The following is a 26,995-nucleotide window of genomic DNA, read 5'->3' as shown; positions in this document are numbered from 1 at the left end:
CATGCTGAAAATCGCCGATACCACTTTCTCTTCTCGTCTGTTCACCGGCACCGGCAAGTTCGCCACGCCGGCGTTGATGCTGGAGGCGCTGGCGGCCTCCGGTTCGCAGCTGGTGACCATGGCCATGAAGCGCGTCGATCTGCGCGGCGGCAATGACGCCATTTTGGCGCCGCTGCAGCAGTTGGGCGTCAGGCTGTTGCCCAACACCTCCGGCGCCAAAACCGCCGCCGAGGCGGTGTTCGCCGCCCGGCTGGCGCGCGAAGCGCTCGGCACCCACTGGGTGAAACTGGAGATCCATCCCGATGTGAAATACCTGCTGCCGGATCCGATAGAAACGCTGAAGGCGGCGGAAACGCTGGTGAAAGACGGGTTTGTCGTGCTGCCTTACTGCGGCGCCGATCCGGTGCTGTGCAAGCGGCTGGAAGAGGTGGGCTGTGCGGCGGTGATGCCGCTCGGTTCCCCTATCGGATCGAATCGCGGTCTGCGCACCCGCGACTTCCTCGAGATCATCATTGAGCAAGCCAGGGTGCCGGTGGTGGTCGACGCCGGCATCGGCGCGCCGAGCCACGCGCTGGAAGCGATGGAGCTGGGCGCCGACGCGGTGCTGGTGAATACCGCCATCGCCGTGGCGCGCGATCCGGTGCAAATGGCGCGGGCGTTTCGCCTGGCGCTGGAGGCCGGTGAGCTGGCGCGCAGCGCCGGGTTAGGCGCGAGCCAGCGCGGCGCGATCGCCTCCAGCCCGCTGACCGCCTTCCTCAGCCAACCCGAGGAGGCGCAGTGATGGCCGACGACTTCAGTAGCCGCTGGCAACAGCTGGATTGGGACGACATTACGCTGCGCATCAACGGCAAAACCGCGCGCGACGTGGAACGTGCGTTGAACGCCGACAAGCTGACGCGCGACGACTTTATGGCGCTGATCTCCCCCGCCGCCGCGCCGTACCTGGAACCGCTGGCGCAGCGCGCGCAGCAGCTGACCCGGCAGCGGTTCGGCAACGTCGTCAGCTTCTATGTGCCGCTGTACCTGTCCAACCTGTGCGCCAACGACTGCACCTACTGCGGCTTTTCGATGAGCAACCGCATCAAGCGCAAAACGCTGGATGCGGCGGAGATCGCCCGCGAATGCGCAGCCATCCAGGCGTTGGGGTTCGAACATCTGTTGCTGGTCACCGGCGAACATCAGACCAAGGTCGGCATGGACTATTTCCGCCAGCACATTCCGGCGATCCGCCGCCATTTCAGCTCGTTGATGATGGAAGTGCAGCCGCTGGCGCAAGAAGAGTACGCCGAACTGAAAACGCTGGGCCTGGACGGCGTGCTGGTGTATCAGGAAACCTACCATCCGGCCACCTATCTGCAGCACCACCTGCGCGGCCAGAAGCAGGATTTCCATTGGCGCCTGGCCACGCCGGATCGCCTGGGGCGCGCCGGGATCGACAAGATCGGCCTCGGCGCGTTGATCGGCCTGTCCAACAGCTGGCGCACCGACTGCTACCTGCTGGCGGAACATCTGTTCTACCTGCAGCAAACCTACTGGCAGAGCCGTTACTCGATCTCGTTTCCACGCCTGCGCCCCTGCGCCGGCGGCATCGAACCGGCGTCTATCATGAGCGAGCCTCAGCTGGTGCAACTGATCTGCGCCTTCCGGCTGTTCGCGCCGGATGTTGAGCTGTCGCTGTCTACGCGTGAGTCGCCGTACTTCCGCGATCATATGATCCCGGTGGCGATCAACAGCGTCAGCGCCGGATCCAAGACGCAACCCGGCGGCTATGCCGACGACGTGCCGCCTGAGCTGGAGCAGTTCGAGCCGCACGACGGCCGCACGCCGCAGCAGGTCGCCGAGGCCATCAGCAACGCCGGGCTGCAGCCGGTGTGGAAAGACTGGGACGGTTATCTGGGACGCGGCGCGCAATAAACGGCAACGTTTGCCGCCGTGTGAAGAAAACGCTGGAGCGGTCGCGCAATGCCGAACGGTGGTGCTGGCGCCGACAAACGCGCCGATTATAGTGACGTTGCCAGCCGCCAAACCCGGCGCCGGCCGGGGCCGTTACCCTCTCGATGGCCCCGCCTTATCCCACCCCGGATCGCGCAGAGATTCTCTGCGCGACTCCGGTTCCTCACCAACGGCGACGCCGCATTCTCTTTTGAATTTGCGCCGGTGGGGCATGTGGACAGGCAGTTTTGGCGACTCAGCTGACAGGAGTAACAGCGTTCTGCAATAACTCAGAGTGAGATGCAAAGGGCGGCGGTTACCACAGACAGTGGAGAGCATGGAAAAAGAAGGCACAGCAAAGAAGGTACGGCGACAAGAGAAGCTTGAAGGATAATCCCCGGTGCTGCCAATGGCCCTGGTGTTGGCCGCGGATCTTTTTGCCGCCTGCTCCCTGCTTACGGACAAGAGCAGGCGGTTTATTTTGTGAGACTGGCACCCCCCCAGGACGCGAATCACACAGTATGTGCGCTAATTAATCATATAAACGATTAAATGTGAATGTCTTTTGAGTGTTTTTTTATTTGATATCGAGTGTGTTTTGAGTTTGCCAAGGAAAATCAAACTGATATCACCGCAATACCCGAGGCTTCATCTATAATCCAGCACGGGTCCTCGCGCAGATTTTGCAACGCTCGCGGTCAACATCAAAAAAGCCAGGGTTGTCATGAAGAAAACGCCAAATTACATCGATGCAATCAGCGCGTTGCTCACTCTGAAAGGAGTTGGCGACAGAAAACATGCCTCCACGATGGCCAACATACTGAATCTTCAATACAACAGCGCCAAACAGAAACTGGATGGCAAAAGAGGCATCACCCTCGACGAAGTGAAAAAGGTTTTTCAGTATTTCAACGAGCCGTTTGCCGGCCAAAGGACGCATAACGGCGTCTTTATCATGAACAGCATTCACAAGCGCTGTAAAATTGAGGTCGACCAACACCCGGTCACACACGCAAACGACGACGAAACCTACGCCTGCAAAAAAGACGATCTTTTCATCATCAATACCAGCCGAGATACGCAGGCCGAATTACCGCTGTATAGAGTCAACAAGATAGACTTTCTGCCGGCCCCGCGCATCGCCATCCTGGATAATGACAGCGATATCCTCGAACTTCTGAAGAAGATCGCCAGCCGATACGGCATTGAGACCGAAACCTTCCAAACGGCGGACGCCATGCTGGCCGCGCTGGAGCAGCAGTCCTTTGAGGCGTTTATTTTGGACTGGCTGTTGGACTTCGGCGAGACCTCCGAACGCGTGGTGAAGAAAATTAAAGACGCCCTCGATCCGCACGCCCGCATCATTATTCTCACCGGCCAACTGAACCACTACGAGAAGAACATCGGCGACATGATCCTGCACTATGACGTGCACCTGGTGGAAAAACCGACCAAACCGCTGATTATCTCCTCACTGCTGCTGTCGAACCTATTCTTTAATTAGCTTGACCGGAATGCGAATAAAAAACGATGAGCCAACGCCTTCGACAGATTTAACCCTGATGGTGCCTTTCATCGTCGTGACATAATTTTTGATAATGGTCAGCCCCAGCCCCAATCCCTGCCGCGTTTCTTTTTCTACGCCCTGGTTAAACGCCTTATATAACCGATCCAGATTATTGACGTTAAACCCAATGCCATTGTCTTTCACCCGTAAATACAGATGGCCGTGGCACACCTTCACATTGAGGCTGACCACGCCGTGGTGCGTAAACTTGTCCGCATTACTGAGCAAATTGGCCATTATCCGGTAGAGCTTGTACTTATCGGAGCCGATAGACGCACGATAAGACGAACGGTGGATCTCGAGGCGGTTGCCGCGCCCGGTGCCGATACCGGTCACGGCATCGTCCACCACGTCATTCAGCCGGAAGGTGGAAATATTGACTTTGACCTCCCCCATCTCAAGCCGCGAGTAATCCATCACCTCGCGCGTTTGTTCGGCTATCTTATTGCCGTGATAGGAAATCAGGCGGGCCTCTTTTTTCAGCTCCTCCTGCGCCAGCTCATGCTCCATGATGTCCGCGGCAATGACGATAGCCTGGGTCGAGCCGGCGATCTCGTGGTAGATGGAAGAGATGAAAATGTTCTTGTTCTTGATGATCTCTTTTAATGAGAAGGCATTTCTCAACACCAGGAACATCATCAGGAATACCAAAATCAGCGAAAAGAAGGCGAACATCTCGGCTTTACTCGAATTATCCTGGATGATGCCTTTCACTTCGGTAAAGTTTTTGATCTGTATCCGATAGATAATCTCCTGGATATCAACCAGCGTGCCTTCGATGTCATCCATATAGGCGAGAATATCCGCCTTGCTTTTCTGCCCCGCCAGCAAGCCGGCGGAGAGACCGTCTAACGTGCGGTACTGTTGCTTCAGCAGTGCAACATTCTTGATAAATTCGTCGTCGTAATAAAATGAGTCGCTGAAGGTCGAGCGGCTCTCCAGGATCTGGATCTTTGAGTAAAAGATTTTCTTTTTGATCAGGAAGGCGTCGTAGTCGTTATTTTCACTGAGCAGCAACGCGGTTTTGCTCCTTTCGAACGCCAAAAAAAGGATCTCGGCCACCGAGTAATTGTCCAGATTGGGTTCGATCTGCTTATAACGATCTTTTACGCCGCCGAAATTAATGGCAATCAACAAAATTAATAGGGAGAAGATGGCAACCAACGCGATAAGAGTACCGATCAGTTTCTTGCTCATCTTACTTAATCTCCAACCGTTTGACCTGCCAGACGGTTTTCGCATTCACGTCCAGATTATTCAACTCGGCATATTGATCGCGCGGATAGATAATGGCGAACGGTCCCAGCTCCCCAACGTCGATCGGCTTACCGCCGCGCTGATAGGCGACGATCACGCGATATTTAATCATCTCGTCAATCGGCATTGAGTAGGAATAATCGTCCCAGGCGAAAGCACGCACCGCCTGACCTTGCAGATGATAGGCTTTCACCAGCTCCGCAAACTCAACGCCGGTGAACGTATCTTCCGGGGTGAAATTGGTCGAGGTTTTGATCGTGTGCGGCGGCATCGCCTCCAGCATCTGCCGGGTTATCTTGATCTTCTCGCCATCGAGCGGTTTCAGGTAAAAATAGTCAACCGCCGCATACAGCGGCGCGCAGAACAGCGAAAACAGCAGCAGCGTCATCAATCCTTTGATTTTCATTATTCACCCTCTTTGCGTTTCACCAGTTCGGCCTGGCCGAATTCATCCAGCCCGACCACGACCCAGCCATGATGTTGATAAAAGCCTTCGGCCCTGGAGCCCGGATCGGTGGTTAAGTGGATCGCCTCGGCGCCGTGCTCAAACATCCAGGCGGTGACTCGCGCCAACAAGGCGGAGCCGATCCCCAGCGATTGGTATTCCGGCTTCACGAACAGGCCGCCGATCAGCGGTTCGGGGATGAACAGCCCGAATCCCACGCCGGCATAGTCATCGCCATGCTTGCAGATCCAGCCGCCGCCCTGATTGATGTCCTCCAGCGCCTGTTTGCGCTGCAGATACTGAATCTGATGCGGATGCAGCAGGTTTTCTTCGACGGAAAAACGGATCTCATACAGGTAAGGCAGGTGTTGCGCCGTCAGTTTTTCGAAGGTGAGGAGGCTGTCCATGTTTCGCACTGTCCTTGGTTGTCAGATAAAAAGCGCAGGTCAATTCTGCTGTAACCATAGTAGCAAAGTTTGTCATAACCCGATGCGAGGCGAAAAAAAACCGCCCCCGAAGGAGCGGTTTATCTGGCGATGGGGCCCGGCATGCCGGGCCCGCGGCGCGGATGACGATTACTCGTCGTCGCTGCCGCCCAGGCCTGCGTTGAGCAGTTCGGCCAGGTTAGCCGTCGCTTCTTCCGCGCTGACTTGCGGAACAACCGGCGTTTCACCCTGAGCACGACGACGCATGCGGTCCTGATGATAAGCGTAACCGGTACCGGCTGGGATCAGACGGCCCACGATGACGTTCTCTTTCAGGCCACGCAGTTCATCACGCTTGCCGGCTACGGCAGCTTCGGTCAGAACGCGTGTCGTTTCCTGGAACGATGCGGCGGAGATGAAGGACTCGGTCGCCAAGGATGCCTTGGTGATACCCAGCAGATCGCGCGAGAAGGTTGCCGCGATTTTACCTTCAGCTTCCAGCTGACGGTTGGCAATCTTGACGCGAGACACTTCAGCCTGCTCGCCTTCCAGGAACTCGGAGCCACCAGCGCTAACGATAGTGCCTTTACGCAGCATCTGACGAACGATAACTTCGATGTGCTTATCGTTAATCTTAACGCCTTGCAGACGGTAAACTTCCTGCACTTCGTTGGTGATGTAGCGGGTAACCGCATGCACGCCACGCAGACGCAGAATGTCGTGCGGAGACTCTGGGCCGTCGGATACGACGTCGCCACGTTCCACCACTTCGCCTTCGAACACGTTGAGCTGACGCCATTTCGGAATCATCTCTTCGTAAGCGTCGCTGCCGTCCAGCGGAGAGATCACCAGGCGACGTTTGCCTTTGGTCTCTTTACCGAACGAGATAATCCCGCTGATTTCAGCCAGGATTGCCGGCTCTTTCGGACGACGTGCTTCGAACAGGTCGGCAACGCGCGGCAGACCACCGGTAATATCCTTGGTACCGCCGGATTCCTGAGGAATACGCGCCAGGGTATCACCCGCACCGATCTGAATGCCGTCTTCCAGCTGAACGATCGCTTTGCCCGGCAGGAAGTATTGAGCAGGCATATCAGTACCTGGGATCAATACGTCTTCGCCCTGAGCGTCAACGATTTTCAGTGCCGGACGCAGGTCTTTACCGCTACCGGTACGCTCTGCGCTGTCCAGAACTACCAGAGAAGACAAACCGGTCAGTTCGTCGGTCTGGCGAGTAATGGTCTGGCCGTCAACCATGTCCGCGAAGCGAATGAAGCCGCTGACTTCACTGATGACCGGCATGGTGTGCGGATCCCAGTTAGCAACGGTTTCGCCGCCGTTAACTTCTTCACCGTCGCCTTTGCCCATCACGGCGCCGTAAGGCACCTTGTAGCTTTCTTTGGTACGGCCGAATTCGTCGATCAGTTTCAGTTCGGTGTTACGCGAGGTGATTACCAGCTTGCCTGCGGCGTTCATAACGAACTTCGCGTTGCTCAGCTTCAGGCTACCCTTGTTTTTCACCTGGATGCTGGATTCAGCAGCCGCACGAGATGCCGCACCACCGATGTGGAACGTACGCATCGTCAGCTGTGTACCCGGCTCACCGATGGACTGTGCCGCGATAACGCCGATGGCTTCACCTTTGTTGATGATGTGGCCACGTGCCAGGTCGCGACCGTAGCAGTTTGCACACACACCAAAGTCGGTTTCACAGCTCACCACGGAACGGACTTTAACGCTGTCGACAGAGTTCTCTTCCAACAGGTCACACGCCTTCTCGTTCAGCAGGGTGTTGCGTGGCACCAGAATGTCCGCCGTACCCGGCTTGAGGACGTCTTCTGCCGTCACACGGCCCAGAACGCGTTCACGCAGCGGCTCTTTCACGTCGCCACCTTCGATAACCGGAGTCATCAGGATGCCGTCGTGGGTGCCACAGTCGTCTTCGGTCACCACCAGATCCTGCGCCACGTCAACCAGACGACGGGTCAGATAACCGGAGTTCGCGGTTTTCAGTGCGGTATCCGCCAGACCTTTACGAGCACCGTGGGTGGAGATGAAGTACTGGAGTACGTTCAGACCTTCTCGGAAGTTCGCGGTGATTGGCGTTTCGATGATGGAGCCGTCCGGCTTCGCCATCAGACCACGCATACCGGCCAGCTGACGAATCTGAGCGGCGGAACCACGCGCACCGGAGTCGGCCATCATAAAGATGCTGTTGAAGGAAACTTGCTGTTCCACTTCGCCGTCACGGTTAACCACGTCTTCAACCGACAGGTTTTCCATCATCGCTTTCGCAACGCGTTCGTTCGCTGCAGCCCAGATATCGATCACTTTGTTGTAGCGTTCGCCGGCGGTAACCAGACCAGACTGGAACTGCTCCTGGATCTCGGCAACTTCGGTTTCCGCTTCTTCGATGATCTCCGCTTTCTTGGCCGGGATAACCATGTCGTCGATACCTACGGAAGCGCCGGAACGGGCTGCGTAAGCAAAACCGGTGTACATGATCTGGTCAGCAAAGATAACGGTCGGCTTCAGGCCCAGGATGCGGTAACAGGTGTTCAGCATCTTGGAGATCGCTTTCTTGCCCAAAGGCTGGTTAACGATCGCGTACGGCAGACCTTTCGGTACGATCATCCACAGGATGGCGCGGCCGATGGTGGTGTCGATGATGCTGGTCTGAGAGGTCCATTCGCCTTCGGCGTTCTTGACGTCTTCGGTGATACGCACTTTAACGCGCGCATGCAGAGACGCCAGGCCGGCGCGGTAAACACGCTCAGCTTCTTTGGAACCGTTCAGCACCATGCCTTCGCCTTTGGCGTTAACACAGTCGCGGGTCATGTAGTACAGACCCAGTACAACGTCCTGAGAAGGAACGATGATTGGCTCGCCGTTCGCTGGGGACAGGATGTTGTTGGTGGACATCATCAGCGCACGCGCTTCCAGCTGGGCTTCCAGCGTCAGCGGTACGTGAACGGCCATCTGGTCACCATCGAAGTCGGCGTTATAGGCCGCACAAACCAGCGGGTGCAGCTGGATCGCTTTACCTTCGATCAGAACCGGTTCAAACGCCTGGATACCCAAACGGTGCAGGGTTGGTGCACGGTTCAGCAGTACCGGGTGTTCGCGGATCACTTCGTCCAGGATATCCCAAACGACGGCTTCTTCACGCTCAACCATTTTCTTGGCGGCTTTGATGGTGGTGGCCAGGCCACGCAGCTCCAACTTGCCGTAGATGAACGGTTTGAACAGCTCCAGCGCCATCTTCTTAGGCAGACCGCACTGATGCAGACGCAGGTATGGACCTACGGTGATTACGGAACGGCCGGAGTAGTCAACGCGTTTACCGAGCAGGTTCTGACGGAAACGACCCTGCTTACCTTTGATCATGTCGGCCAAAGATTTCAGAGGACGTTTGTTGGAACCGGTGATCGCACGACCGCGACGGCCGTTATCCAGCAGGGCGTCTACCGCTTCTTGCAGCATACGCTTTTCGTTGCGCACGATGATGTCAGGCGCAGCCAGATCCAGCAGGCGTTTCAGACGGTTGTTACGGTTGATCACGCGGCGATACAGATCGTTCAGATCCGACGTCGCGAAACGGCCGCCATCCAGCGGAACCAGAGGACGCAGATCCGGCGGCAGTACCGGCAGCACGGTCAGGATCATCCACTCCGGCTTGTTACCGGACTGTACGAACGCTTCCAGCAGCTTGATACGCTTGGTCAGCTTCTTGCGCTTGGTTTCGGAGTTGGTTTCGTTCAGCTCTTCACGCAGCTGCTCGCACTCGGCTTCCAGATCCATGTTTTTCAACAGGGCCTGAATAGCTTCCGCACCCATCTTGGCGTCGAATTCGTCACCGAACTCTTCCAGCGCGTCCAGATACTGCTCTTCGGTCAGGATCTGACGACGCTCGAGGTTGGTCATACCGCCTTCGACCACCACATAGGATTCGAAGTACAGTACGCGTTCGATATCACGCAGCGGCATATCCAGCAGCAAACCGATGCGGGATGGCAGCGATTTCAGGAACCAGATGTGCGCGGTCGGCGAAGCCAGCTCGATGTGGCCCATGCGCTCACGGCGCACTTTGGTCTGGGTCACTTCAACGCCGCACTTCTCACAGATCACGCCGCGGTGTTTCAAGCGCTTGTACTTACCGCACAGGCACTCGTAATCTTTTACCGGCCCGAAGATACGGGCACAGAAAAGGCCGTCACGTTCAGGTTTGAACGTACGGTAGTTAATGGTTTCCGGCTTCTTAACTTCACCGAACGACCACGAACGGATCATGTCTGGCGAGGCCAGAGCAATCTTGATCGCATCAAACTCTTCGGTCTTAGTTTGCGCTTTCAGAAACTTCAATAAGTCTTTCACGGATTGGCTCCTGTCGGAGTTAAACCTGTTGGGTACCCACAACCGCAGTAGGTACCCGTGTGACCTGAACAACCACCCTCAGGCTCCCTTAGGCGGGGAGCCTGAGCCGGCATGACGATTACTCGTCTTCCAGTTCGATGTTGATGCCGAGCGAGCGGATTTCTTTCAACAGTACGTTGAAGGATTCCGGCATGCCTGGCTCCATCCGGTGATCGCCATCCACGATGTTTTTGTACATCTTGGTACGGCCGTTAACGTCATCCGACTTAACGGTGAGCATTTCCTGCAGGGTATAAGCCGCGCCGTATGCTTCCAGTGCCCACACTTCCATCTCACCGAAGCGTTGACCACCGAACTGCGCCTTACCACCCAGAGGTTGCTGAGTAACCAAGCTGTAAGAACCGGTTGAACGGGCGTGCATTTTATCGTCAACCAAGTGGTTCAGTTTCAGCATGTACATATAGCCGACAGTAACCTGGCGCTCGAATTGCTCACCGGTACGGCCATCGAACAGCGTGATCTGACCGGAGGTCGGGATTCCGCCCATTTCCAGCAGCTTCTTGATTTCAGTCTCTTTCGCACCGTCAAACACCGGCGTTGCGATCGGCATACCTTTTTTCAGGTTCTCTGCCAGACGCAGCACTTCGTCGTCGCTGAAGGTGTTCAGGTCAACTTTCTGGCAAACGTCGTCGCCCAGATCGTAGGCCTTCTGGATGAACTCACGCAGCTTGGCCACTTCCTGCTGCTGCTTCAGCATCTGGTTGATCTTCTCACCAATGCCTTTCGCAGCCATACCCAGGTGGGTTTCCAGGATCTGACCGATGTTCATACGTGATGGTACGCCCAGCGGGTTCAGTACGATGTCTACCGGCGTGCCGTTTTCATCGTAAGGCATATCTTCGATCGGGTTGATCTTGGAGATAACACCCTTGTTACCGTGGCGGCCCGCCATCTTGTCACCCGGTTGGATCTGACGTTTAACGGCCAGATAAACCTTGACGATTTTCAGCACGCCCGGCGCCAGATCGTCGCCCTGAGTGATCTTACGACGCTTGGCTTCCAGCTTCTTCTCGAAGTCGGATTTCAGTTCGTCGTACTGCTCAGCCAGCTGCTCCAGCTGGTTTTGCTTCTCTTCGTCGGTCAGGCCCAGTTCCAGCCAGCGATCGCGCGGCAGTTTGCTCAGCTTGTCGGCTTCGATGCCACCGGCAACCAGCACCGCGTGGATACGTGCGAACAGGCCGGCTTCCAGGATCTGCAGTTCTTCAGTCAGGTCTTTCTTCGCCTGCTTCAGCTGCATCTCTTCGATTTCCAACGCGCGCTTGTCTTTTTCCACGCCATCGCGGGTGAAGACCTGCACGTCGATAACCGTACCGGAAACGCCGTTCGGCACACGCAGAGAAGAGTCTTTAACGTCAGACGCTTTCTCACCGAAGATCGCACGCAGCAGTTTCTCTTCCGGCGTCAGCTGGGTTTCGCCTTTAGGCGTTACCTTACCGACCAGAATGTCGCCGCCAGTCACTTCAGCACCGATATACACGATACCGGATTCATCCAGTTTGGAGAGCGCAGCTTCACCCACGTTAGGGATGTCGGCAGTGATCTCTTCAGGCCCCAGCTTGGTGTCGCGAGACACGCACGCCAGTTCCTGGATGTGGATGGTGGTGAAGCGATCTTCCTGCACCACGCGCTCGGAGACCAAGATGGAGTCTTCGAAGTTGTAGCCGTTCCAAGGCATGAACGCTACGCGCATGTTCTGGCCCAGTGCCAGTTCGCCCAGGTCTGTCGATGGGCCATCCGCCAGCACGTCGCCGCGCTCGATTGGCTCACCCAGATTCACACACGGCATCTGGTTGATGCAGGTGTTCTGGTTAGAACGGGTGTACTTGGTCAGGTTGTAAATATCGATACCTGCTTCGCCCGGGTACATCTCGTCTTCGTTAACTTTGATAACGATACGGGAAGCATCCACGTACTGGATCACACCGCCGCGTTTGGCAACGGCGGTTACGCCGGAGTCAACCGCTACAGCGCGTTCCATACCGGTACCGACCAGCGGCTTGTCAGCGCGCAGGGTTGGTACGGCCTGACGTTGCATGTTCGCACCCATCAATGCACGGTTGGCGTCATCGTGTTCCAGGAATGGAATCAGTGAGGCACCAACGGAAACAACCTGTTGGGTGGATACGTCCATGTAGTCAACCTGGTCGCGGCTGAACAGGCTTGATTCGCCTTTGCTACGACAGGTGACCAGGTCTTCTACGAAGCGGCCTTCTTCATCCAGGTTGGAGTTCGCCTGGGCGATAACGAAGTTGCCTTCTTCAATAGCAGACAGGTAGTTGATTTCATCGGTCACCACGCCGTCACGCACGCGGCGGTACGGGGTTTCCAGGAAGCCATACTCGTTAGTCTGTGCGTACACGGACAGGGAGTTGATCAGACCGATGTTTGGACCTTCCGGCGTTTCGATTGGGCACACGCGGCCGTAGTGGGTCGGGTGTACGTCTCGAACTTCAAAGCCGGCACGCTCACGGGTCAGACCGCCCGGGCCCAGTGCGGAGATACGACGCTTGTGCGTAATCTCGGACAACGGGTTGTTCTGGTCCATGAACTGGGACAGCTGGCTGGAGCCGAAGAACTCTTTCACCGCCGCCGAAATCGGCTTGGCGTTGATCATGTCCTGAGGCATCAGGGTATCCAGATCGCCCAGAGACAGACGCTCTTTCACCGCACGCTCAACACGCACCAGACCTACGCGGAACTGGTTCTCGGCCATTTCGCCGACGGAGCGGATACGACGGTTGCCCAAGTGGTCGATATCGTCCACTTCGCCCTTGCCGTTACGGATATCGATGAGCTTCTTCATCACTTCGATGATGTCGTCTTTGCTCAGGATGCCCGAACCTTCGATCTCGTCGCGCAGCAGAGAACGGTTGAACTTCATACGGCCAACCGCGGACAGATCGTAGCGGTCTTCGGAGAAGAACAGGTTCTCGAACAGGCTTTCGGCAGCTTCGCGCGTTGGCGGCTCACCAGGACGCATCATGCGGTAGATTTCTACCAGCGAGCTCAGACGATCGTTGGTCGGATCGACACGCAGCGTTTCAGAGATGTACGCGCCGTGGTCCAGATCGTTGGTGAACAGCGTTTCGATGCGCTTGTGGCCAGACTGGCTCAGCTTGGCCAGCAGATCCAGCGACAGCTCCATGTTGGCTGCGCAGATCAGTTCGCCGGTATTGGTATCGATATAGTCTTTCGCGACCACTTTGCCCGCGATGTACTCTACCGGTACTTCAATGCTCTGAATGTCGTCTTTTTCCAGCTGACGGATATGACGAGCGGTGATGCGACGGCCTTTCTCTACGTAGATCTTGCCGTTGGCTTCGATATCGAACGAAGCGGTCTCACCACGCAGGCGCTCAGGCACCAGCTCCATCTGCAGCTTGTTGTCGCGGATTTCGAAGACGATCTTGTCAAAGAACAGGTCGAGGATCTGTTCAGTGGTGTAGTTCAGCGCGCGCAGAATGATGGTCGCAGGCAGTTTGCGGCGACGGTCAATACGCACGAACAGGTTGTCTTTCGGATCGAACTCGAAGTCCAACCATGAACCGCGGTAAGGGATGATGCGTGCGTTGTACAGCACTTTACCCGAGGAGTGGGTTTTACCCTTATCGCTGTCGAAGAATACGCCAGGACTACGGTGCAACTGAGATACGATAACCCTCTCAGTACCGTTGATCACAAAGGTGCCGTTTTCGGTCATGAGCGGAATTTCGCCCATGTAGACTTCTTGTTCCTTGATGTCTTTGACCGTACCTTCAGGCGCTTCGCGCTCATAGATAACCAGGCGCAGTTTTACGCGCAGCGGTGCAGAGAACGTCACACCACGGATCTGGCACTCTTTGACGTCGAAGACCGGCTCACCAAGACGGTAGCTAACGTATTGCAGCTCCGAATTGCCACTGTAGCTCTGGATAGGGAAAACAGAACGGAATGCGGCTTCAAGGCCGTACTGCCCTTCTGGATCTTGCTCGATAAACTTCTGGAACGAGTCAAGCTGGATAGAAAGGAGATATGGTATGTCCAGCACTTGTGGACGTTTACCAAAATCCTTACGAATACGTTTTTTCTCGGTATAGGAGTAAACCATAGGGTTCCTCAGCTCGCTGATCAGTGACCCAATCTGTCCGTCCGATTAGGGACAGTTCATGCAACACCGTTTTGTCGACCGGAAAGCGGGAACACTTTCCGCAATGTCTCTTGCTATCACGCTTAAACCATTTCATCGCGCCTTCCCCCAGAACTCCTGGTAGTGCAAAGACCGCGGTATATTAAGTCGTCAATAGAAACAAACATTGGGAGGCGAAACCAGCAGCCAAACAGTGTGAAACGCTACTGGCGCCCTACAGCGCAAAAAGGCTGGTGACTAAAAAGTCACCAGCCATCAGCCTAAAAGACTAGGCTGCAACCGGAAAGGTTGGCTTATTTAACTTCAACTTCTGCGCCAGCTTCTTCCAGAGATTTTTTCAGAGCTTCTGCGTCATCTTTGCTCACGCCTTCTTTCAGAGCGGCTGGAGCAGATTCAACCAGGTCTTTAGCTTCTTTCAGACCCAGGCCGGTAGCGCCACGTACTGCTTTGATAACAGCAACTTTGTTAGCGCCTGCAGCTTTCAGGATAACGTCGAATTCAGTTTTCTCTTCAGCAGCTTCAGCTGGGCCAGCAGCTACAGCTACAGCAGCAGCAGCAGAAACGCCGAATTTTTCTTCCATAGCGGAAACCAGTTCAACAACGTCCATTACGGACATAGCGGCAACTGCTTCCAGGATTTGGTCTTTAGTGATAGACATAACAATTGTTCCTAAAATTCAGAAATAGTTTAAATACGTTAGCAAAGGCTAAGAAAGAGGGGCTTACGCCGCTTCTTTCTGATCGCGTACTGCAGCCAGAGTGCGAACCAGTTTGCCGGCAGCGGCTTCTTTCATGGTTGCCATCAGGCGTGCGATCGCTTCTTCGTAAGTTGGCAGCGTCGCCAGGCGGTCGATTTGCGCCGCTGGGATCAGCTCACCTTCAAAGGCCGCAGCTTTAACCTCGAATTTTGCATTCGCTTTCGCGAACTCTTTGAACAGACGAGCAGCAGCGCCCGGGTGTTCGTGAGAGAATGCAATCAAGGTTGGACCGACAAACGTGTCTTTCAGGCATTCGAATGGAGTGCCTTCAACTACGCGACGCATCAGGGTGTTGCGAACAACACGCATGTAAACGCCAGCTTCACGACCTGCTTTACGCAGTTCAGTCATTTTATCTACGGTAACGCCGCGGGAATCCGCAACAACCGCAGACAGCGCGCCTTTGGCTACTTCGCTGACTTCAGCAACAATCGCTTGTTTGTCTTGAAGATTTAATGCCATTAGCTTTTTGCTCCTGGATTAGCCGGGGAAAATCCCCGGAACTCACTTCACTCGGCGCTTTGTAAAACGCCACGCCGAGCGGCTTAACACGGTGAGCAGAATCCAGCAAAGACATTCTTTTATAAAAAAGAAAAATTTTCTTAGGCTCTGTCACCGTCTACGCAGGAAGGATTAAGTATCTTGCGATACACCTGCGGTCTTGGACGGAGGCCTGGATAGGCCAGGCTCCAACCGAAAAATCTTTGTTTTGCTTACGGCATCGCCAATAGCAAAACCTTGGGGCATAAGATTCTAGACAAATCTCGGCCCCAAGTCAAAGCGATAATCGCAAGTGCGATTAGTTCGCTGCAGCAGACAGACCGCTCTGATCGATAGCAACGCCAGCACCCATGGTGGTGGAGAGGCTAACTTTCTTGATGTACATGCCTTTCGCCTGAGAAGGTTTTGCTTTTTTCAGCGCAACCAGCAGGGCTTCCAGGTTTTCTTTCAGTTTGTCTGCGTCGAAATCAACCTTACCGATAGTGGTATGGATGATGCCGTTTTTGTCGTTACGGTAGCGAACCTGACCTGCTTTAGCGTTTTTCACAGCTTCAGCAACGTTCGGAGTAACGGTACCCACTTTCGGGTTTGGCATCAGGCCGCGTGGACCCAGGATCTGGCCCAGTTGACCGACAACGCGCATTGCATCCGGAGAAGCAATAACAACGTCGAAGTTCATTTCGCCTTTCTTGATCTGGTCAGCCAGATCGTCCATACCTACCAGCTCTGCGCCAGCAGCTTTCGCTGCTTCAGCGTTAGCGCCTTGGGCAAATACGGCAACGCGAACGGAACGACCGGTGCCGTGTGGCAGAACGGTAGCGCCACGAACGTTTTGGTCAGATTTACGAGCGTCGATGCCGAGGTTCACGGCAACGTCAACGCTTTCTACGAATTTAGCGGTGGCCAGCTCTTTCAGCAGAGCAACAGCTTCAGTGATGTCATACTGTTTAGTAGCATCAACTTTGTCACGGATCACGCGCATGCGCTTGGTCAGCTTAGCCATCTCTTAATCCTCCACTACCAGGCCCATGGAACGAGCGGTACCTTCGATGGAGCGAGTCATCGCTTCAACGTCAGAACCAGTCATGTCCGCAGCTTTGGTTTCTGCGATTTCACGTACCTGAGCACGGGTCACTTTACCTACTTTGTCTTTGTTCGGCTTACCGGAACCAGACTTGATACCAGCCGCTTTTTTCAGCAGTACTGCTGCTGGCGGGGTTTTGGTAACGAAAGTGAAGGAGCGATCAGAATAAACGGTAATAACAACCGGAATCGGCAGACCTTTTTCAATGCTGTCAGTCTTAGCATTGAACGCCTTACAGAATTCCATGATGTTAACGCCTTGCTGACCCAGAGCTGGACCAACTGGCGGGCTCGGGTTAGCCATACCAGCTGCAACTTGCAGCTTAACGTAGGCTTGTACTTTCTTGGCCATTTAAATTTCCTCGGTTTGGGTAGTATCGCCTCGTGAGAGGCTCCCCGTGTTTAACCTCGCCGAACAAACGTCAGGCAAGGCATCTAAAAACAAAAGGCGCGAAATTGTAGTTCAATTTCGCGCCTTTGACAAGCGGCAACGGGCCGCTTACTGCTGATTATTCGATCAGCCTTTTTCAACCTGGCTGAAGTCCAGTTCCACCGGCGTTGCACGGCCGAAGATGGAAACGGAAACTTTCAGGCGGCTCTTCTCGTAATCGACTTCTTCGACCACGCCGTTGAAATCGGCAAACGGGCCGTCGTTGACGCGCACCAGCTCGCCCGGCTCGAACAGCGTTTTCGGACGCGGCTTGTCACCAACCTGCTGCAGGCGGTTCATGATCGCATCAACTTCTTTATCGCTGATCGGCGCAGGACGGTCAGAAGTACCGCCGATGAACCCCATGACGCGCGGTACGCTGCGCACCAGGTGCCAGCTGGCGTCATTCATTACCATTTGCACCAGCACATAGCCAGGGAAGAACTTACGCTCGCTCTTGCGACGCTGGCCGCCACGGATTTCAACCACTTCTTCCGTAGGCACCATCACTTCGCCGAACAGCTCTTCCATATCGTGCAGTTTGATGTGTTCACGCAGCGATTGCGCTACGCGACCTTCAAAACCGGAAAACGCCTGAACGACGTACCAACGTTTTTTTGGAGCTTCAGACATTTTAGAACCTCAGGCCAGTAATAAACGACACCAGACGGACCAGAATACCATCCAGCCCCCACAGAATCAGTGACATCACGGCGGTTACCGCGGCAACGATCAACGTGGTGTGTAGCGTTTCCTGACGAGTTGGCCAAATCACTTTACGTACTTCGGTACGCGCTTCGCGGGCAAACGCAACGGTGGCTTTGCCTTTGGTGGTCATCAGAGCCACTGCACCAGCAACGGCGATGATCAGCACAACTGCCAGCGCGCGCAATGGCAGGCTTAAATCACGGTAGTAATAGTTACCGACAATAGCCACAACCAACAGAACGGCGACGATCAGCCACTTTGCCGCTTCCAGGCCGCGTCCGCTCCCTTGAGCCTCGGTATTCGCACTCATAAACCAACCTGTCACAATGATGATTCAGAACAAACAACTTTGCCTCGCATTGCGAGGCAAACCAAACCGATCGGATACCGCACTAGCGATATCCCGGTGTTTTACGCTATGACGTATTTCAGTCAATACGGTTTAAGAGCCCATCTCACCAATGATTATGACTGCAAAATCGCTGATGAGATAGGTTCTAGTTCACAGCGTAGAAAAAGGGCATCAAATGATGCCCTTTTACCGCGTGTCGCGTCAAACTTTATCAGCGATTAAGCGATAACTTTGGCAACAACACCAGCGCCAACGGTACGGCCGCCTTCACGGATTGCGAAACGCAGACCGTCGTCCATTGCGATTGGGTGAATCAGGGTTACAACCATGTTCACGTTGTCGCCTGGCATTACCATCTCTACGCCTTCTGGCAGTTCGATGGTACCGGTCACGTCAGTAGTACGGAAGTAGAACTGTGGACGGTAGCCTTTGAAGAATGGAGTGTGACGACCACCTTCATCTTTGCTCAGGATGTACACTTCAGATTCGAACTGGGTGTGCGGCTTGATAGAGCCTGGCTTAGCCAGTACCTGACCACGTTCGATTTCTTCACGTTTGATACCACGCAGCAGAACGCCTACGTTCTCACCAGCACGGCCTTCGTCCAGCAGTTTGCGGAACATTTCAACGCCAGTACAGGTAGACTTAACGGTGTCTTTGATACCAACGATTTCAACTTCTTCGCCAACTTTGATGATACCGCGCTCAACACGACCGGTAACAACGGTACCACGACCGGAGATGGAGAATACGTCTTCGATTGGCAGCAGGAACGGCTTGTCGATTGCACGCTCTGGCTCTGGGATGTAGCTGTCCAGGGCTTCGGCCAGTTCGATGATTTTCGCTTCCCACTCAGCTTCGCCTTCCAGCGCTTTCAGCGCGGAACCGCGGATTACTGGCAGGTCGTCGCCTGGGAAGTCGTAAGCGGACAGCAGTTCGCGAACTTCCATTTCTACCAGTTCCAGCAGCTCTTCATCATCAACCATGTCGCATTTGTTCATGAATACGATGATGAAAGGAACGCCAACCTGACGACCCAGCAGGATGTGCTCACGGGTCTGAGGCATTGGGCCGTCAGTCGCAGCTACTACCAGGATCGCGCCGTCCATCTGAGCAGCACCGGTGATCATGTTTTTCACGTAGTCGGCGTGCCCTGGGCAGTCAACGTGCGCGTAGTGACGAGTCGGGGTGTCATACTCAACGTGAGAGGTGTTGATGGTGATACCACGAGCTTTTTCTTCTGGTGCGTTATCGATCTGGTCGAAAGCACGTGCAGAACCGCCGTAGGTTTTAGCCAGTACGGTGGTGATCGCTGCAGTCAGGGTAGTTTTACCGTGGTCAACGTGGCCGATAGTACCGACGTTAACGTGCGGTTTTGTACGTTCAAACTTTTCTTTAGACATCGATTGTCCCTCTAAGACACGGATAAATCGGTGGTATCACCACATCAACCAAGCATTTGCTCGTTGAATCCAGAACAGAAAGAAAATCAGGGGGCGAGAAATTAAGAAGTGGTGCTGATAGGCAGATTCGAACTGCCGACCTCACCCTTACCAAGGGTGCGCTCTACCAACTGAGCTATATCAGCACATCTTGGAGCGGGCAGTGGGAATCGAACCCACATCATCAGCTTGGAAGGCTGAGGTAATAGCCATTATACGATGCCCGCATCCTGGAACTCGGCTACCTGATTTTTCTGTAGAATTTTGGGATGGAGCAGGATTGTTCATCACTCGGCTCGCATCCTTCGGGCCGGCTGCGCCTTGCGCTGCACAGCTCGAACCTTGCCGAAGGCTTTCGCCTTCTCCTCCCGCCATCAACCGCTGCGGTATTTATCGCATGTCAGTTAATCGCCGAAGGCAAGATTTGGTGGTGGGGGAAGGATTCGAACCTTCGAAGTCTGTGACGGCAGATTTACAGTCTGCTCCCTTTGGCCGCTCGGGAACCCCACCAGATTTTAACTACTTGTGACTTGAATGGTGCCGGCTACCGGAATCGAACTGGTGACCTACTGATTACAAGTCAGTTGCTCTACCTACTGAGCTAAGCCGGCATCAAGTGCAGCGCATTCTAGGTAGAGCGGGCGACCTATGCAACAAAAAAATTGCTTTACGCGCACTTTCGCTCACAAATCAGTCAATTTTGCATGCTGTCATGCAATTCGCAGCCTGCAGCGTGCAAACATTCATCACCCGCAGCAATCATTCTCTACAATTTTATCCACTTTTGGCAAGCCTTGAGCGCCCCTTTCTCCGTGTCGGGCTTCTCATAACGCTTAACCCACAGCGGTAAACTGTGAGCGGGATCGATGCACCAAAAAGAAGATAGCTGCCCCGTGGTGCGGCATGGACTACATTTATTCCTCGCCCTTTCGCCGGCGTCATACCTTTCGCCGCTCTGGCGCAGTTATTGCTTATCTTCATTACCCCCATCCTGGAGGAATGACCGATGAAAATAGTGCCTGTCAACGCCGCTACGCTCCCAATTTACCGCGACGAGTTGGCCCACCTGTTGACCGATGCCATCACGCACGGCGCTTCGGTGGGCTACGATACCTTAATCCCCCATGAAGATGCCGAAAGTTACTTCCACAGTCTTCGTCCTGCTCTGGCTAAGGGTGAACGGCTGTTGTGGATTGCGCGCGATGAGCGCGGCGTCGTTGGCACCGTGCAACTCGAGCTTTGTCAGAAGCCGAACGGCCGTAATCGTGCGGAGGTGGTGAAGCTGCTGGTTCACAGCCGAGCTCGTCGCAACGGCGTCGGCCAGGCGCTGATGAAGACGCTGGAGCAAGCGGCATTGCAACAGCGGCGCGGGCTCCTGTACCTGGATACGCAGACAGGTTCGGCGGCGGAGGCGCTTTACCGCAGCCTAGGCTATCGCTGTCTGGGAGAAATACCGGATTATGCAGCCGGGCCCGATGGCTATTACCACCCGACCATCATTTATTACAAACGTCTGTTCATCGTGACCCCCTCTTCGCGCGCTATTGCCAGCTAGCCTCGAGGCGGTATCCTGACTCAATGATGCCGCCTTGCAACCCCGCTTTATCAACTGCGCGCCGCTTCGCACAATTGACATAAACTGCTGCCTATCGACAACTTTTGCGAAAAAAGTCTACGCCAAAAACGAAGCTGTCTATAATATGCAGCTTGTTTATTCTCTGGAGTTGGCGTCCGGCGCCTTTCCCAACCTGCGTTAACAGGCAGAATTTGGCTTATGATAAAAAGAGATCAATCTTTAGCAACGCCTTACCTACAGTTCGATCGTGCCCAGTGGGCTGCGTTGCGAGATTCGGTGCCGCTGACGTTGTCGGAAGAAGAGATCGTTAAACTGAAAGGGATTAACGAAGATCTCTCGTTGGAAGAAGTTGCGCAGATTTATCTGCCGCTGTCACGACTGTTGAACTTCTATATCAGTTCCAACCTGCGTAGGCAGGCGGTGCTGGAGCAATTCCTCGGCACTGACGGGCAAAAAATTCCTTATGTCATCGGCATCGCCGGCAGCGTAGCCGTCGGCAAGAGCACGACCGCGCGTCTGTTGCAGGCCCTGCTGAGCCGCTGGCCGGAACACCGCAGCGTTGAGCTGATCACTACCGACGGTTTCTTGCATCCTAACAAGGTGCTGAACGAACGCGGTTTGATGAAGAAAAAAGGCTTCCCGCAGTCCTACGATATGCATAGCCTGGTGAAGTTTGTGTCGGAAGTAAAATCCGGCGCCAAACGCGTCACCGCCCCGGTTTATTCCCATTTGATCTATGACGTAGTCCCCGAAGGCAATAAAGTCATCGAGCAGCCGGACATTCTTATTCTGGAAGGGCTTAACGTATTGCAAAGCGGTATGGATTATCCTCACGATCCGCATCGCGTATTCGTTTCCGATTTTGTCGACTTCTCTATATATGTCGATGCGCCGGAGACGCTATTGCAAAGCTGGTATATCAATCGTTTCCTGAAATTCCGTCAGGGCGCATTTTCCAATCCTGATTCTTATTTCCATAACTATTCAAAATTGCCTGAGCCGGAAGCGATTAATATTGCCACGCAATTATGGAATGAAATTAACGGATTGAATTTACAGCAGAACATACTGCCTACCCGCGAACGCGCGAGCCTGATTATGACCAAAAGCGCCAACCATGCCGTTGAAAGCGTGCGCTTAAGAAAATAAACCAACCGATCTAACAAGGGGGCGTTATCGCCCCCTTGTTTTACTTCACTATTCCGCGCTGCGCAGCGATATTTCCCCGCCGATAAAGGGTTTGATTTCCCCATCCTGCTCCAGCAAAAGCGCACCTTGTGAGTCGATACCCCGGGCGATACCCACAATCTGCCGCTCACCGATCAGCAGTTTGACCGGTCTATCGATAAAATTATCCAGCGCGCGCCAGCGGCCAATGAATGGCGCCAGTCCATCTATCTCAAACTGCTTTAACGACTGCCGCAGTTCATTGAGCAGAGTGGCGGTCAACTCATTACGATCGATGTTAATGCCGGCCTCTTGCAGGTTGATCCATCCCTGATTTATTCCGCCGGCATTGGTATCACGCATCGCCAGATTGATGCCGGCGCCAATAACCAGTTGGGCCGCATCGCCGGTTTTCCCCGTCAATTCAACCAGGATCCCCGCCAGTTTACGATCGTTCAGGTAAAGATCGTTGGGCCACTTCACGCGTACGTCTGCCGCACCGAGACGCTGCAGAACTTCTGCCATCACCATACCGATCACCAGGCTGAGCCCCATCGCTGCGGCCGGGCCTTGTTCCAATCGCCAAAACATCGACAGATACAAATTGGCACCGAATGGCGAGATCCACTGACGCCCACGACGCCCTCGCCCCGCCTGTTGATATTCAGCCACGCAGGCATCGCCCGAGTTCAATTCGGCAATGCGATCCAACAAATATTGGTTGGTGGAATCAACGACTGGCAACACGCTCACGCGCTTGTCTTCCAGCAGACTGAGAATGCGTTCGGCTTCCAGCAGCTGAATGGCGCCAGGAAGGCTGTAGCCTTTGCCTGGTACGGTAAAGACATCCAGTCCCCACTCGCGAATGGTCTGGATATGCTTATTAATTGCGGCACGGCTCATGCCCAATGACTCACCGAGGTGTTCTCCGGAATGGAACTCGCCGTCGGCCAGCAGTGCAATCAGCTTTAATGGGACCTTGGTATCTTTCATGACAGCACCGCCACAGCATTCAGCTCACCGGTCGCGCCAATAAAGCGCACCTCAGGTTCCAGCCACACGCCAAATTTATCGGCCACCGTTTTGCGTACATGGCGCGCCAGCGCCACCACATCCTGACTGTGCGCATTGTCGAGGTTCACCAGCACCAGCGCCTGCTGGCGGTGTACCGCTGCGCCACCGATACGATATCCCTTCAGTTCGCACTGATCGATCAACCAACCGGCAGCCAGCTTCACCTGGTCCCCCTGCTGCGGATAATGCGGCATGCCGGGGTATTGCGCGATGAGTTCAGCGGCTTTCCCCGCGTTTACCAGCGGATTCTTGAAAAAGCTGCCGGCGTTGCCGGTTTCACGCGGGTCTGGCAACTTACTGCGGCGCATCGCGCATACGGATTCAAATACCTGAAGCGGTGTCACCGTGGCGGGATCCAGCTTGGTCAGATCGCCATAACTCAGTTTGGGTTGCCATTGCTTGCTCAGACGCAGACCGAGCCCGACAATGACATACCCGGTTTGGAAACGGTGTTTGAAAATGCTTTCCCGATAGCCGAAACCACAATCGGCTGCCGGAATGCGATCGATGGCACCGGTGGAGAAATCCAGTAGATCGACATACTCACAGACATCTTTCAATTCGACACCGTAGGCGCCTATGTTCTGGATAGGGGCGGAGCCGGCCAAGCCGGGAATCAAGGCCAGGTTCTCCAACCCGCAGATGCCTGCCTGGAGCGTATATTGCACCAGATCGTGCCAATTCTCACCGGAACTGACGTGGATATACCAGGCGCCATTATCTTCCCGAACATCGATGCCCTTTAGCTGATTAACCATCACCGTGCCCGCAAAATCTTCCAGGAACAGCACGTTGCTACCTTCACCGAGAATCAGCAGCGGCTCCTGACGCTTGCGCGTTTGTTGCCAAACTTTGAGCATCAGCTCAATTCTATCGGCCATGATCAGGTGCGCTGCGTTGACCGGGAGCGCAAAAGTATTGTGGTTTTTTAAAGACGCGCTTTCAGTAGACATAACGTTCAGTACTCATCCGGAAATAATCTGTTGCCTAGTCTACTCGATTCGAGGCGCCTGGCTAATATTTGTTTTAATTAACGTGAAATTTATCGAGGAATGCGCGGAAGAATTAAGACTTATCTTTGATATAACAGGAAAACTCTTATCTACATGTTCATAAATAGACATTTTTATTATTTAAATAATAATCTGGAGCTATCAATTATATATTGAGCTGACAATTTACCTCATCAAAAACATTATGCATGCTTATGAGAGTATGGACATGCGCCCGAAATTGGTATTTTTATAAACAATAAAGACAGTCATGACATTATTTTACGCATAGCAAAAAGCCCTGAACGTCAGTTCAGGGCTTTCGGCTTTGTTTGATGCCTGGCAGTGTCCTACTCTCGCATGGGGAGACCCCACACTGCCCGCCAGTGTACAAGGCCCGGGAACGTATTCACCGTAGCATTCTGATCTACGATTACTAGCGATTCCGACTTCATGGAGTCGAGTTGCAGACTCCAATCCGGACTACGACATACTTTATGAGGTCCGCTTGCTCTCGCGAGGTCGCTTCTCTTTGTATATGCCATTGTAGCACGTGTGTAGCCCTACTCGTAAGGGCCATGATGACTTGACGTCATCCCCACCTTCCTCCAGTTTATCACTGGCAGTCTCCTTTGAGTTCCCGGCCGAACCGCTGGCAACAAAGGATAAGGGTTGCGCTCGTTGCGGGACTTAACCCAACATTTCACAACACGAGCTGACGACAGCCATGCAGCACCTGTCTCAGAGTTCCCGAAGGCACCAATCCATCTCTGGAAAGTTCTCTGGATGTCAAGAGTAGGTAAGGTTCTTCGCGTTGCATCGAATTAAACCACATGCTCCACCGCTTGTGCGGGCCCCCGTCAATTCATTTGAGTTTTAACCTTGCGGCCGTACTCCCCAGGCGGTCGATTTAACGCGTTAGCTCCGGAAGCCACGCCTCAAGGGCACAACCTCCAAATCGACATCGTTTACAGCGTGGACTACCAGGGTATCTAATCCTGTTTGCTCCCCACGCTTTCGCACCTGAGCGTCAGTCTTCGTCCAGGGGGCCGCCTTCGCCACCGGTATTCCTCCAGATCTCTACGCATTTCACCGCTACACCTGGAATTCTACCCCCCTCTACGAGACTCTAGCTTGCCAGTTTCAAATGCAGTTCCCAGGTTGAGCCCGGGGATTTCACATCTGACTTAACAAACCGCCTGCGTGCGCTTTACGCCCAGTAATTCCGATTAACGCTTGCACCCTCCGTATTACCGCGGCTGCTGGCACGGAGTTAGCCGGTGCTTCTTCTGCGAGTAACGTCAATTGATGAACGTATTAAGTTCACCACCTTCCTCCTCGCTGAAAGTGCTTTACAACCCGAAGGCCTTCTTCACACACGCGGCATGGCTGCATCAGGCTTGCGCCCATTGTGCAATATTCCCCACTGCTGCCTCCCGTAGGAGTCTGGACCGTGTCTCAGTTCCAGTGTGGCTGGTCATCCTCTCAGACCAGCTAGGGATCGTCGCCTAGGTGAGCCATTACCCCACCTACTAGCTAATCCCATCTGGGCACATCTGATGGCAAGAGGCCCGAAGGTCCCCCTCTTTGGTCTTGCGACGTTATGCGGTATTAGCTACCGTTTCCAGTAGTTATCCCCCTCCATCAGGCAGTTTCCCAGACATTACTCACCCGTCCGCCGCTCGTCACCCAGAGAGCAAGCTCTCTTGTGCTACCGCTCGACTTGCATGTGTTAAGCCTGCCGCCAGCGTTCAATCTGAGCCATGATCAAACTCTTCAATTAAAAGCTTGATTTGCTTCCACTCGAGAAGCGATGCTCAAAGATTTACTGCATGAATTTTACTTCAGTTAGTCACTCTTCAAGACTTGATATTTTTTTGCATCCGAAGATGCTGGATATCGTCTTGTGGAGTGCCCACACAGATTGTCTGATAAATTGTTAAAGAGCAGTGCCGAGAAACTTCATCGGCGCGGGCTGCGTATATTACGCTTTTCGCCCGGAGAGTCAAGCGTTTATTTCGCTTTTCTCTCGCTGACCCGGCGGCTTGTCAGTCGTTGTTCCCGGTCAGTGGAGGCGCATTATAGGGAGTTCTCGGCGGGCCGCAACCCCTAATTGCAAAAAACTTTTCAAGCGCGGATTTTTTCGGCAAAACGCTGGCCAAACCCGCGTTTTTGTCACTTTTCGTACTGGATCTGGCTAAATTCCTGGGCGAAACGATCGACCTGCTGCCAATCTGTGTACTCCACTTCCTTACTGGTATCCGTTTCACCGCCCGTCATACGCATAATAAATTGAATCATGATGCGGTCGAACCAACGATAGCGCGGATAACGCAATGCGCCGGCAAACACCGCGCACTGTTTTGGCTGCCACGGCGAGGCCAACAGGAACTTACGGGTATAGGCGTTGGTTTGCGGCGAACGCTTTTCCGGTTTACGCGCGGTCAGGTTCACCGCGAAGAACGCGCTCGGCATCCTATTCAGCTGTTCGGCATGGCGCTTAACGAATTTATCCAGTACCGGGTTAAAGTGCCCGTAGCGGATGGAGGCGCCGATCATCACCTGCTGATACTGGCTAAGGTCGACCTGTTCCGCCTGCAGCAGATCGATCACCTCACAGCGCAGCGTGTCCTGCAACTTGCTTGCTATATAAGAAGCGATAGCACGTGTTTGCCCGTCACGGCTCGAATAAAGTATCAATGCCTTCATGGCGTACTCCTTATATC

At 54.2% G+C, this 26,995-nt stretch carries 20 protein-coding genes, 4 tRNA genes, 1 rRNA gene and 1 other RNA gene; 5 read left to right on the top strand and 21 right to left on the bottom strand.

All coding sequences use genetic code 11. The features are described 5' to 3' along the window. Position 1: 1 nt before the first annotated feature. The 3 genes from ATE40_RS22180 to ATE40_RS22170 all read left to right on the top strand — a co-directional run bounded on the left by ATE40_RS22180 (position 2) and on the right by ATE40_RS22170 (position 3,436). Entirely contained in the window at positions 2 to 781 is a 780-nt protein-coding gene (locus tag ATE40_RS22180) for a thiazole synthase (RefSeq protein ID WP_063917917.1), read from the top strand. Further along, entirely contained in the window at positions 781 to 1,914 is a 1,134-nt protein-coding gene (gene thiH / locus ATE40_RS22175; protein ID WP_015376321.1) for a 2-iminoacetate synthase ThiH, read from the top strand. The genes ATE40_RS22180 and thiH overlap by 1 nt, the downstream gene beginning before the upstream one ends. Positions 1,915 to 2,740: 826 nt before the next feature. After that, complete coding sequence (locus ATE40_RS22170) at positions 2,741 to 3,436, top strand: helix-turn-helix domain-containing protein (RefSeq protein ID WP_244889056.1); 696 nt, start codon at positions 2,741 to 2,743, stop codon at positions 3,434 to 3,436. Here the strand turns inward: ATE40_RS22170 and ATE40_RS22165 are convergent. The 17 genes from ATE40_RS22165 to ATE40_RS22085 form a co-directional block, all read right to left on the bottom strand. Next, on the bottom strand, positions 3,422 to 4,696 hold the full coding sequence (locus ATE40_RS22165; RefSeq protein WP_019456439.1) for a sensor histidine kinase: 1,275 nt from the start codon (positions 4,694 to 4,696) through the stop codon (positions 3,422 to 3,424). The genes ATE40_RS22170 and ATE40_RS22165 overlap by 15 nt on opposite strands. A 1-nt stretch (position 4,697) precedes the next feature. Beyond that, positions 4,698 to 5,162 (bottom strand): putative pterin-binding protein, encoded by a 465-nt coding sequence (locus ATE40_RS22160; RefSeq protein ID WP_063917919.1) that lies wholly within the window; start codon positions 5,160 to 5,162, stop codon positions 4,698 to 4,700. Next, positions 5,162 to 5,608 (bottom strand): GNAT family N-acetyltransferase, encoded by a 447-nt coding sequence (locus tag ATE40_RS22155; RefSeq protein ID WP_063917920.1) that lies wholly within the window; start codon positions 5,606 to 5,608, stop codon positions 5,162 to 5,164. Before ATE40_RS22155 ends, ATE40_RS22160 begins: the two co-directional genes overlap by 1 nt. A gap of 168 nt (positions 5,609 to 5,776) precedes the next feature. After that, positions 5,777 to 10,000, bottom strand: coding sequence for a DNA-directed RNA polymerase subunit beta' (gene rpoC / locus ATE40_RS22150; RefSeq protein WP_019456442.1), 4,224 nt, complete (start codon positions 9,998 to 10,000; stop codon positions 5,777 to 5,779). 118 nt (positions 10,001 to 10,118) lie between these two features. After that, positions 10,119 to 14,147 carry a DNA-directed RNA polymerase subunit beta gene (gene rpoB / locus ATE40_RS22145; RefSeq protein WP_004929900.1) on the bottom strand — a complete coding sequence of 1,343 codons (4,029 nt, stop codon included), beginning with the start codon at positions 14,145 to 14,147 and terminating at the stop codon, positions 10,119 to 10,121. A 332-nt stretch (positions 14,148 to 14,479) separates the two neighbouring features. Continuing rightward, positions 14,480 to 14,845, bottom strand: coding sequence for a 50S ribosomal protein L7/L12 (gene rplL / locus ATE40_RS22140; RefSeq protein ID WP_004929903.1), 366 nt, complete (start codon positions 14,843 to 14,845; stop codon positions 14,480 to 14,482). A 63-nt stretch (positions 14,846 to 14,908) separates the two neighbouring features. Further along, positions 14,909 to 15,406 (bottom strand): 50S ribosomal protein L10, encoded by a 498-nt coding sequence (gene rplJ, locus ATE40_RS22135; protein ID WP_004929905.1) that lies wholly within the window; start codon positions 15,404 to 15,406, stop codon positions 14,909 to 14,911. A gap of 337 nt (positions 15,407 to 15,743) precedes the next feature. Then, positions 15,744 to 16,448, bottom strand: coding sequence for a 50S ribosomal protein L1 (gene rplA / locus ATE40_RS22130; protein WP_019456443.1), 705 nt, complete (start codon positions 16,446 to 16,448; stop codon positions 15,744 to 15,746). Positions 16,449 to 16,451: 3 nt separating this feature from the next. Beyond that, positions 16,452 to 16,880: a 50S ribosomal protein L11 gene (rplK, locus tag ATE40_RS22125; protein WP_004929911.1), complete on the bottom strand. Its 429-nt coding sequence runs from the start codon at positions 16,878 to 16,880 to the stop codon at positions 16,452 to 16,454. Between the two features lie 165 nt (positions 16,881 to 17,045). Beyond that, entirely contained in the window at positions 17,046 to 17,591 is a 546-nt protein-coding gene (gene nusG / locus ATE40_RS22120) for a transcription termination/antitermination protein NusG (protein WP_004929914.1), read from the bottom strand. Between the two features lies 1 nt (position 17,592). After that, positions 17,593 to 17,976: a preprotein translocase subunit SecE gene (gene secE / locus ATE40_RS22115; protein WP_004929916.1), complete on the bottom strand. Its 384-nt coding sequence runs from the start codon at positions 17,974 to 17,976 to the stop codon at positions 17,593 to 17,595. A gap of 260 nt (positions 17,977 to 18,236) precedes the next feature. Beyond that, positions 18,237 to 19,421, bottom strand: a complete 1,185-nt coding sequence (gene tuf / locus ATE40_RS22110) for an elongation factor Tu (RefSeq protein WP_015376315.1) — start codon at positions 19,419 to 19,421, stop codon at positions 18,237 to 18,239. A gap of 109 nt (positions 19,422 to 19,530) precedes the next feature. After that, positions 19,531 to 19,606: transfer RNA gene (locus tag ATE40_RS22105), tRNA-Thr, on the bottom strand. Between the two features lie 6 nt (positions 19,607 to 19,612). After that, positions 19,613 to 19,687 (bottom strand) — tRNA-Gly (locus ATE40_RS22100). A gap of 36 nt (positions 19,688 to 19,723) precedes the next feature. Then, a non-coding RNA gene (locus ATE40_RS22095) (RtT sRNA) lies at positions 19,724 to 19,839 on the bottom strand. A 46-nt stretch (positions 19,840 to 19,885) separates the two neighbouring features. Further along, positions 19,886 to 19,970 (bottom strand) — tRNA-Tyr (locus ATE40_RS22090). 25 nt (positions 19,971 to 19,995) lie between these two features. Further along, a tRNA-Thr gene (locus ATE40_RS22085) sits at positions 19,996 to 20,071 on the bottom strand. A 395-nt stretch (positions 20,072 to 20,466) separates the two neighbouring features. Here ATE40_RS22085 and ATE40_RS22080 point away from each other — a divergent pair. Both ATE40_RS22080 and coaA read left to right on the top strand, forming a co-directional pair. Then, positions 20,467 to 21,015 carry a GNAT family N-acetyltransferase gene (locus ATE40_RS22080; protein WP_019456505.1) on the top strand — a complete coding sequence of 183 codons (549 nt, stop codon included), beginning with the start codon at positions 20,467 to 20,469 and terminating at the stop codon, positions 21,013 to 21,015. 219 nt (positions 21,016 to 21,234) lie between these two features. Then, positions 21,235 to 22,185 (top strand): type I pantothenate kinase, encoded by a 951-nt coding sequence (gene coaA / locus ATE40_RS22075; RefSeq protein WP_025160419.1) that lies wholly within the window; start codon positions 21,235 to 21,237, stop codon positions 22,183 to 22,185. A gap of 48 nt (positions 22,186 to 22,233) precedes the next feature. On the opposite strand, the gene birA is transcribed toward coaA, so the two are convergent. From birA to hemG, 4 genes are all read right to left on the bottom strand, one after another. Continuing rightward, positions 22,234 to 23,196, bottom strand: coding sequence for a bifunctional biotin--[acetyl-CoA-carboxylase] ligase/biotin operon repressor BirA (gene birA, locus ATE40_RS22070; RefSeq protein ID WP_019456481.1), 963 nt, complete (start codon positions 23,194 to 23,196; stop codon positions 22,234 to 22,236). Continuing rightward, on the bottom strand, positions 23,193 to 24,230 hold the full coding sequence (murB, locus tag ATE40_RS22065; protein ID WP_019456480.1) for a UDP-N-acetylmuramate dehydrogenase: 1,038 nt from the start codon (positions 24,228 to 24,230) through the stop codon (positions 23,193 to 23,195). Before murB ends, birA begins: the two co-directional genes overlap by 4 nt. A 323-nt stretch (positions 24,231 to 24,553) precedes the next feature. Next, positions 24,554 to 26,052, bottom strand: a 16S ribosomal RNA gene (locus tag ATE40_RS22060). A 392-nt stretch (positions 26,053 to 26,444) separates the two neighbouring features. Then, a complete protein-coding gene (gene hemG, locus ATE40_RS22055) occupies positions 26,445 to 26,978 on the bottom strand; it encodes a menaquinone-dependent protoporphyrinogen IX dehydrogenase (protein WP_004934493.1) in 534 nt (177 codons plus the stop codon). Positions 26,979 to 26,995 lie beyond the last annotated feature (17 nt).

The organism is Serratia surfactantfaciens (assembly GCF_001642805.2).
Classification (GTDB): Bacteria; Pseudomonadota; Gammaproteobacteria; order Enterobacterales; family Enterobacteriaceae; genus Serratia; species Serratia surfactantfaciens.
Note: the sequence above shows the minus strand (reverse complement) of the source record. Positions and strands in the feature narration are given on the sequence as shown.

What these genes read in the sequence shown, in the direction of transcription:
- ATE40_RS22180 (WP_063917917.1), top strand. Translation starts at nt 2, where the DNA reads ATGCTGAAAATCGCCGATACCACTTTCTCTTCTCGTCTGTTCACCGGC.
- thiH (WP_015376321.1), top strand. Translation starts at nt 781, where the DNA reads ATGGCCGACGACTTCAGTAGCCGCTGGCAACAGCTGGATTGGGACGAC.
- ATE40_RS22170 (WP_244889056.1), top strand. Translation starts at nt 2,741, where the DNA reads ATGGCCAACATACTGAATCTTCAATACAACAGCGCCAAACAGAAACTG.
- ATE40_RS22165 (WP_019456439.1), bottom strand. Translation starts at nt 4,696, where the DNA reads ATGAGCAAGAAACTGATCGGTACTCTTATCGCGTTGGTTGCCATCTTC.
- ATE40_RS22160 (WP_063917919.1), bottom strand. Translation starts at nt 5,162, where the DNA reads ATGAAAATCAAAGGATTGATGACGCTGCTGCTGTTTTCGCTGTTCTGC.
- ATE40_RS22155 (WP_063917920.1), bottom strand. Translation starts at nt 5,608, where the DNA reads ATGGACAGCCTCCTCACCTTCGAAAAACTGACGGCGCAACACCTGCCT.
- rpoB (WP_004929900.1), bottom strand. Translation starts at nt 14,147, where the DNA reads ATGGTTTACTCCTATACCGAGAAAAAACGTATTCGTAAGGATTTTGGT.
- rplL (WP_004929903.1), bottom strand. Translation starts at nt 14,845, where the DNA reads ATGTCTATCACTAAAGACCAAATCCTGGAAGCAGTTGCCGCTATGTCC.
- rplJ (WP_004929905.1), bottom strand. Translation starts at nt 15,406, where the DNA reads ATGGCATTAAATCTTCAAGACAAACAAGCGATTGTTGCTGAAGTCAGC.
- rplA (WP_019456443.1), bottom strand. Translation starts at nt 16,448, where the DNA reads ATGGCTAAGCTGACCAAGCGCATGCGCGTGATCCGTGACAAAGTTGAT.
- rplK (WP_004929911.1), bottom strand. Translation starts at nt 16,880, where the DNA reads ATGGCCAAGAAAGTACAAGCCTACGTTAAGCTGCAAGTTGCAGCTGGT.
- nusG (WP_004929914.1), bottom strand. Translation starts at nt 17,591, where the DNA reads ATGTCTGAAGCTCCAAAAAAACGTTGGTACGTCGTTCAGGCGTTTTCC.
- secE (WP_004929916.1), bottom strand. Translation starts at nt 17,976, where the DNA reads ATGAGTGCGAATACCGAGGCTCAAGGGAGCGGACGCGGCCTGGAAGCG.
- tuf (WP_015376315.1), bottom strand. Translation starts at nt 19,421, where the DNA reads ATGTCTAAAGAAAAGTTTGAACGTACAAAACCGCACGTTAACGTCGGT.
- ATE40_RS22080 (WP_019456505.1), top strand. Translation starts at nt 20,467, where the DNA reads ATGAAAATAGTGCCTGTCAACGCCGCTACGCTCCCAATTTACCGCGAC.
- coaA (WP_025160419.1), top strand. Translation starts at nt 21,235, where the DNA reads ATGATAAAAAGAGATCAATCTTTAGCAACGCCTTACCTACAGTTCGAT.
- birA (WP_019456481.1), bottom strand. Translation starts at nt 23,196, where the DNA reads ATGAAAGATACCAAGGTCCCATTAAAGCTGATTGCACTGCTGGCCGAC.
- murB (WP_019456480.1), bottom strand. Translation starts at nt 24,230, where the DNA reads ATGTCTACTGAAAGCGCGTCTTTAAAAAACCACAATACTTTTGCGCTC.
- hemG (WP_004934493.1), bottom strand. Translation starts at nt 26,978, where the DNA reads ATGAAGGCATTGATACTTTATTCGAGCCGTGACGGGCAAACACGTGCT.